Source organism: Neomesorhizobium albiziae (genome assembly GCF_900114255.1).
GTDB lineage: Bacteria > Pseudomonadota > Alphaproteobacteria > Rhizobiales > Rhizobiaceae > Neomesorhizobium > Neomesorhizobium albiziae.
On the sequence record NZ_FOSL01000068.1, the window covers coordinates 1 to 7056 of the forward strand.

Annotated in this window: 6 protein-coding genes and 1 pseudogene; 4 read left to right on the forward strand and 3 right to left on the reverse strand. The window is 61.3% G+C overall.

Annotation, left to right across the window (positions count from 1 at the left end; all coding sequences use genetic code 11):
- The 4 genes and pseudogenes from F3H98_RS30525 to F3H98_RS30540 form a co-directional block, all read left to right on the forward strand.
- Positions 1-490: pseudogene (locus tag F3H98_RS30525) on the forward strand (TlpA family protein disulfide reductase); the annotation flags it as partial.
- Positions 491-884: 394 nt separating this feature from the next.
- Positions 885-1181: a co-chaperone GroES gene (gene groES, locus F3H98_RS30530; RefSeq protein ID WP_149764717.1), complete on the forward strand. Its 297-nt coding sequence runs from the start codon at positions 885-887 to the stop codon at positions 1179-1181.
- A gap of 55 nt (positions 1182-1236) precedes the next feature.
- Positions 1237-2880 carry a chaperonin GroEL gene (gene groL, locus F3H98_RS30535; protein WP_149764719.1) on the forward strand — a complete coding sequence of 548 codons (1644 nt, stop codon included), beginning with the start codon at positions 1237-1239 and terminating at the stop codon, positions 2878-2880.
- 170 nt (positions 2881-3050) lie between these two features.
- Positions 3051-3827 (forward strand): sulfite exporter TauE/SafE family protein, encoded by a 777-nt coding sequence (locus F3H98_RS30540; RefSeq protein ID WP_149764721.1) that lies wholly within the window; start codon positions 3051-3053, stop codon positions 3825-3827.
- A gap of 657 nt (positions 3828-4484) precedes the next feature.
- On the opposite strand, the gene F3H98_RS32395 is transcribed toward F3H98_RS30540, so the two are convergent.
- The 3 genes from F3H98_RS32395 to F3H98_RS32220 form a co-directional block, all read right to left on the reverse strand.
- A complete protein-coding gene (locus F3H98_RS32395; RefSeq protein WP_280178043.1) occupies positions 4485-4607 on the reverse strand; it encodes a hypothetical protein in 123 nt (40 codons plus the stop codon).
- Positions 4608-5284: 677 nt separating this feature from the next.
- Entirely contained in the window at positions 5285-5920 is a 636-nt protein-coding gene (locus F3H98_RS30555; RefSeq protein ID WP_149764726.1) for an RES family NAD+ phosphorylase, read from the reverse strand.
- A gap of 5 nt (positions 5921-5925) precedes the next feature.
- Positions 5926-6531 (reverse strand): helix-turn-helix domain-containing protein, encoded by a 606-nt coding sequence (locus F3H98_RS32220; protein ID WP_149764724.1) that lies wholly within the window; start codon positions 6529-6531, stop codon positions 5926-5928.
- Between the last annotated feature and the right edge of the window lie 525 nt (positions 6532-7056).

Sequence of the window (7056 nt, forward strand, 5' to 3'; positions counted from 1 at the left end):
AATGCACGACATGCGCACCGGCTTGTCCGTCATACGCCAATTGGTTCGCGACGCGATCGACAGAAATTCCGAGCATTGGATGATTGCGGCGCTAGACCAACTCTTCCATCCGGCGAATGACCATTCGCGCTTTCCGTCTGCTGAGCGCTTCGCCATGGGCAAAGAGCTATCCGAACACATCCTGGCACTGAATCCCTTGCAAGGCGACGGACCTAAGTTCCGGTCTTATCCGGCGGTCGCTCGGTACTATCATGAGAGCGGCAACAAAGATCGCGCGATTGAGTTGGTCGAGCTGGCACTGAAGTCGCTGGACGGTCCGGAGCCTATCCCGGACGAACTGAAACAGCACCTTCTACCGCATTTACTGCAGGCCTTGGCCAACTACAAGGGTGAGAAGGTTTGTTACGGCGCTCTCTGTGCGGTTCCGCAAAACAATTTCCCAAAAGTGACAAAGCGCAGCCGGCCGAGGAGAAAACATAAAAAGGGATGATGGTCGGAATTGTTTACTGGCCAATTCGTCCATTTCCCTGGCGTGGTTGTACAAATGGGGTCGGCCCAGGCGTCCAGCCCAGCCTCGCCCTCATCCGCAAACACTTGACCGACCAAGGAGAAGACGTCCCCTGATCACCTCACCAAAACATACCGCCGCCGCGGGTGACCCATCAAAGATGACGCTCGAGCAAGGCCTGGCAACATGAAGACGGTTGCTCAGCCCGCTCGGCGCTGCCCGCCGATCCACCGATCCACCTTCTCCCACAATCGGGGAAAACGGGGACGCAGCTGACCGCCTATCTCACCGCCACGTTAGCACTCGCTTCTGGTGCGTGCTAACCACTCTCCGGCAACGGAGAACCGTTCAACATCCGCACCAGGGACATCCAAAAATGGCAAAGTCGAATTTCCGGCCGCTGCATGACCGCGTGGTCGTTCGCCGCGTCGAATCCGAAGAAAAGACTAAGGGCGGGATCATCATCCCCGACACCGCCAAGGAAAAGCCGCAGGAAGGCGAGATCGTCGCCGTCGGTTCGGGCGCCCGCGACGAAAGCGGCAAGATCGTCGCCCTGGACGTGAAGGCTGGCGACCGCGTTCTGTTCGGCAAGTGGTCCGGCACCGAAGTGAAGCTCAATGGCGAAGACCTTCTGATCATGAAGGAAGCCGACATCGTGGGCATCATCGGCTGATACGCCGCCGCCCCATCCAATCTGAATTTCGGGCGAAATGCCCAGGAGCTAAAAAATGGCAGCTAAAGATGTAAAATTTTCCCGTGACGCCCGCGAGCGCATGCTTCACGGCATCAACATCCTCGCCGACGCGGTGAAGGTGACGCTCGGCCCCAAGGGCCGCAACGTCGTCATCGACAAGTCGTTCGGCGCCCCGCGCATCACCAAGGACGGCGTCACCGTTGCCAAGGAAATCGAGCTTGAGGACAAGTTCGAGAATATGGGCGCGCAGATGATCCGCGAAGTCGCGTCCAAGACCAACGACATCGCTGGCGACGGCACCACGACCGCGACCGTTCTGGCTCAGTCGATCGTGCAGGAAGGCCACAAGGCCGTTGCCGCCGGCATGAACCCGATGGACCTGAAGCGCGGCATCGATCTGGCCGTGACCGAAGTCGTCGCCCACCTCACCAAGAACGCCGAGAAGATCAAGACCTCGGAAGAAGTCGCCCAGGTCGGCACCATTTCCGCCAATGGCGACGAGTCGGTCGGCAAGATGATCGCCGAGGCGATGCAGAAGGTCGGCAACGAGGGCGTCATCACGGTCGAGGAAGCCAAGACCGCCGAGACCGAGCTCGAAGTCGTCGAAGGCATGCAGTTCGACCGCGGCTACCTGTCACCCTACTTCGTCACCAACCCGGACAAGATGGTTGCCGAGTTGGAAGACGCCTACATCCTTCTCCACGAGAAGAAGCTCTCCAACCTGCAGGCCATGCTGCCGGTGCTAGAGGCCGTCGTGCAGTCGTCGAAGCCGCTTCTCATCATCTCCGAGGACGTCGAGGGCGAAGCTCTGGCGACGCTGGTCGTCAACAAGCTGCGCGGTGGCCTGAAGATCGCCGCCGTCAAGGCTCCGGGCTTCGGTGACCGCCGCAAGGCCATGCTCGAGGACATCGCGATCCTCACCGGCGGCCAGGTCATCTCCGAAGACCTCGGCATCAAGCTCGAGAATGTCGGCCTGAATATGCTCGGTCGCGCCAAGAAGGTGTCGATCTCCAAGGAGAACACCACCATCGTCGACGGCGCCGGCAAGAAGGCCGAGATCCAGGGCCGCGTCGCCCAGATCAAGCAGCAGATCGACGAGACCACCTCGGACTACGATCGCGAGAAGCTGCAGGAGCGTCTTGCCAAGCTGGCTGGCGGCGTTGCCGTCATCCGCGTCGGCGGTGCGACCGAAGTCGAGGTCAAGGAGAAGAAGGACCGCGTCGATGACGCGCTCAACGCGACCCGCGCGGCCGTTGAAGAAGGCATCGTCGCCGGCGGCGGCGTCGCCCTGCTCCGTGCTTCCGCTGGCCTCAAGGTCACGGGCGTCAATCCCGACCAGACGGCTGGCATCGCCATCGTCCGTCGCGCCCTGCAGGCTCCGGCCCGTCAGATCGCCGCCAACGCCGGGGCCGAGGCCTCGATCGTCGCCGGCAAGATCCTCGACAACGAGGGTGTGTCCTTCGGCTTCAACGCCCAGACCGGCGAATATGGCGACATGATAGCCATGGGCATCGTCGATCCGATGAAGGTCGTGCGCACGGCTCTCCAGGACGCGGCCTCGGTCGCCGGCCTGCTGGTCACCACCGAAGCCATGATTGCCGAGGCTCCGAAGAAGGACCCCGCTGACGGCATGCCGGGTGGTATGGCCGGCGGCGGCATGGGCGGCATGGATTTCTAAGATCCACGCATCTCAACAATCTCGAAAAGGTTGGCAGCGATGCCGCCCTTTTCTCTGGCGCGGATCCAAGCCGGCTACCGCCTCTCGAGTATCGTGCTTCGCCCACGGGGGGCCGGCGTGCTCTACAATGCGGAGGGGCAGGCCCGGTCCAGGGCTACTGGCGGACACCAATGACCGAATTCATTCTGTTCGCCATAGTCGGCTTTCTCGCCCAAGCGGTCGACGGCGCGCTCGGCATGGCATACGGTGCCGTCTCTTCGACGGTGCTGCTCTCCTTCGGCGTTCCGCCGGCGCAGGCTTCGGCCGCGGTGCATGCGGCGGAGGTGTTCACCACGGCCGCTTCCGGCACGGCGCACCATTACCACCGCAATATCGACTGGAAGCTGTTCTGGCGGCTGGCGCCGTTCGGCATCCTCGGCGGCTGCCTTGGTGCCTTCGTGCTGACCTCGTTCGACGGCGACATGGTGAAGCCCTACGTCACGACCTATCTCGCCGTGATCGGGCTTTGGCTGTTCCTCCGGTCGTTTCGCAAGATCCCCAGCAATCCGGTCGCCACTCGCCTTGTGGCGCCGCTGGGTACTGTCGGCGGATTCCTCGACGCGGCCGGCGGGGGCGGATGGGGACCGATGGTCGTGACCGGTCTTCTCGGCGCCGGCGCGCCACCGCGCTACGTCATCGGCACCGTCAATGCCGCCGAGTTCCTGATCACGCTCGCGGTGTCCATCACCTTCATCGTCGCGCTCGTTACAGGGCACTGGCAGGACGCCGGTGCGCTGTCGACGCATGCAAGCTCGGTGCTGGGGCTGATCGTGGGCGGCATAATCGCCGCTCCGCTTGCCGGATGGATGGTCAAGGCCATACGCGAGCGGACGCTTTTGCGCCTCGTCGGCTGCCTGATCATGCTGCTCGCTTTATTCCAGACCGCCCAACAACTGGGATTCGTCTGAGCCAAGCAAGCGGACTGCCCTTCTAAGGCTTCGCTTTTCTTCCGGACATCCTGACCGGCGTAACCGGAGTGAATCGCGGACTGGAGGCGACTTGCCACCTCGGAAAAACTGATCCCCGCTCATGAACACAACTTTGGGTCCCACAGGATCCCACCTTGGGGTCCAAAAAAACGGCCTCAAAAAATGAGACAGGATTTCAATGGCTCGCGAGATGGCTAGTTTCCAACTTTGGGTCCCGCGACAGCAATCCTGCAGCATCCGGAACCGCGCGGAACTCACGGACAAGTGGCCCTTCGTTCATGTCCCGGGCTATGCCTGCTCGCATGCGCCCTACGACGAAACCAAGGAGGTGTTCTCCGCGCATTGCGTATCCGCTCCGGGCGCCATCCAGACGGGTTCCGTAGGGAGAAATCCGACCAGCTCCGCCACGCGTTCGAGGCAGCCGGCAAACCCGACGCCGTTGAGGTAAGCGACGAGTACACATCGCCTTTGGCATCGGACAACGGATCGAACCACCCCCTTGCCCTCGTGGATGACGATGATGATGTCGTCGCCCGGCTCGCCCTGCCCGGCTGATCGAACGGGGCCTTGCCTGAGAACTAGTCGCCGGCACTTCCAACTTGGTCTTGCGGGTCGTGGCGGCGGACGATTGCTTTCTCAGTTGAACTTGATGCTCGCCTGCACGAACACGCCGTAGCGCTCTGCCTCCCAATCCTCAACCTGCGGGAAAACGCCGACCGGTGTCTCCTCGAAATGAGCGGTGCCGTTATCAGATGCCACGCGCCAGTATGTCCGGTGCCTTGCGCGTGAGCCAAAGCTTCCGACATGGCCTGGATCAGATCGGCGCCGAATTTCGTCATCTCGCTTATGCCCTGCTCCTGTTCGCTGCCTTGATCGTGGCGAATGCAGCAACCGCCTTGGCCTCATCGGGTTTCAGGTCAAGCTTTTCGTTCTTGCCGTACGCCAACAGCGCATCGATCGGAGCGTCATCGCTATACCAGTAGCAGGACCTGCCTGCGGAACAGACAACCGGCCCCGAACCGAAATCTGGCACGGCGGCGAACCGATTTCTTCATAGTAGAGGCGGAGAGAACCGAAGCACGGCTCCGGCGCCAGCGCTCCGGGGCTTGCCGAGCAGCGACGCTCCGCCTCTCTAACACCCAATCGAGGAGAGCGTTCACTTCCGGGCCGGTCGCGGCTCTGCCGCGAAAACAAGGCGTCCGGCCTGGTCCTCTCCCGCCTTGATCTAGACGGAACTGAAGCCGGCGTTTGGTTTGATTTGGTGAGAGGCCCAAAGCCGCCGACCCCCTGCGAACAACTTATGCCGCAGAACTTTGGCTATGGATGGTCCTGTTGACGGTTGTGCCCGACGATGCAGTCGAGGACGACCCCGACGCCGTACGTCCAAAGAACCGTATCGAGAATGTATGGAATCGATGGCAGCGCTAGCTGATGTCCTAGTTGGCGGGTAGCGAAACGGATTTCCCATAACTGTCGAGCACCGCTGCAACCTCGTCGAACATGCTCGACAAGCATCGGGTTTCCTGTGGCAGAAATTGAATGCCAGCTCTCTCAAAGAGAGCTACGCAAATCTCGCTGGAATCGTGTCGCGAGTGGTAGGCCAATCCATCCGGCTGATCTCGATGACTCCACAGCGCATCAGACCAAAGTCCGCAAGGCTCATAGGGGCCGGTCGAAATCGTGTTGTCCGTGCCCACTGTTTGAAGTCCCGGTCCATGCAGACGCACAACCCGCAAGGGCCGGTCCGAGACAAGCCCCGATGCGGAGCGCTCCAGTATGTCTGCCATGCTGACCATGAGTCGTTGCGGATTGCGTAGCAGTGTTTCGGCCAGCGCGCCGCGAAGCGTCAGCCCGGCATAGAGGACTCCGAACCGTCCGCCCGCGCTGTCAAAACGGCTCGTCGGCGGCACGCCTCGTCCTGGGCCGAAGAAAATCGGGGCGAGCGAAGATCGGTGAATACGGTGCAAAACCTGACCGGCTTCTATTTCGTCAATAGGCAGCGAAATATCGTCTAGCCAATCGGGAGGAGGAGACGCCAGACCGGATGGACCGCGGCGCGCAGCCCGCTCCACGGAAATCATCCAAACCCATCCGTAGCCTCACTGCGTAGAATGCGCAGCACTGAATCCCGGTCGCCGGCCCTCAACGCCTCAAATGGCGTGCGCCCTCCGAGCACCGAGTCGGGGGCGAGCAAGAAGTCCAGCGCCATCCACGGTCCGGCCGAAGTGTAGGCTCGCACAACTTCCGGGATGCCGGCGACCACATCCGTTTCGTCAAATTGGCAAGCAGGATATCGCCAGTCGCTCCCCTCCCGAACGGCGAGCAACGACCCGGCTCGCCGGCGCTTGTCCACTGCCTGTCGCGAAATGCCGAGCAGCCGTCCAGCATCCTCGGCCGACAAGGTGCCACCCGCACGCTCGATCAGGAGCTTGCGGTGTTCGACGTTCCTTGCAAGGGCAGGAACGAGTGGGTCGAGCTCGATGACGGCCGCACCAATGACGTCAGACCGGCTGAGAAGCCGCGCAAGCGAACCTGCGTCCGTCGGGGCAGCCAGAGCGTCAGAGAGAATCTTCGGCGAGGCAGTAGCTGCTATGCGCTCAAGCGCTGATGTGGCGCGTCGAAGAAACACTGCCTGCAGACTATCAGACCGGATAACACTTGTGTTTGGCGCTGTCCGAGCCATGATGACCTCGCTGGTTGACATGAGGAATATATAGAAACAATGCTACCTACGTCAACTGACTGCCCGATCCTACCGGGTCGTGCATGGTCTTGGCGCTTCGAGATCGTGCGGATGGCCACGCTTTTCTCGCGGCGCGAAGCGGTGATGCGGGTCCGAAACCTGACAGCGGCAGAAAACATGTCGGGTTCAATACAACCGGCCTTCTGGGCGCTGTAAAGGTTTTCAAAGCGTAATCATGCACTTACTGGGTGCTGAGCGCGCTGGCACGGCCTTTGCGTATTTAGATACGGCAACACTGAGTGAGGGCTGACTGCGTGCAGACACGCAAGACGAGCGATGCTCTCCTTCCGTTGAACCCGTGGGCCCGTCTCTAACAGGGAAACAAGCTCGCGCATAAAGTCGCGCAACCTTTGGCAATAGCTTTGGAGGCAACATGGTATTGCAGATGGAGTCCCCGGCTCCTTCGATTAAAGTGGAGAGCTGGCTGCGTGGCGAGCCCCTCACGAACTTCCAGCCCGGCAAAGT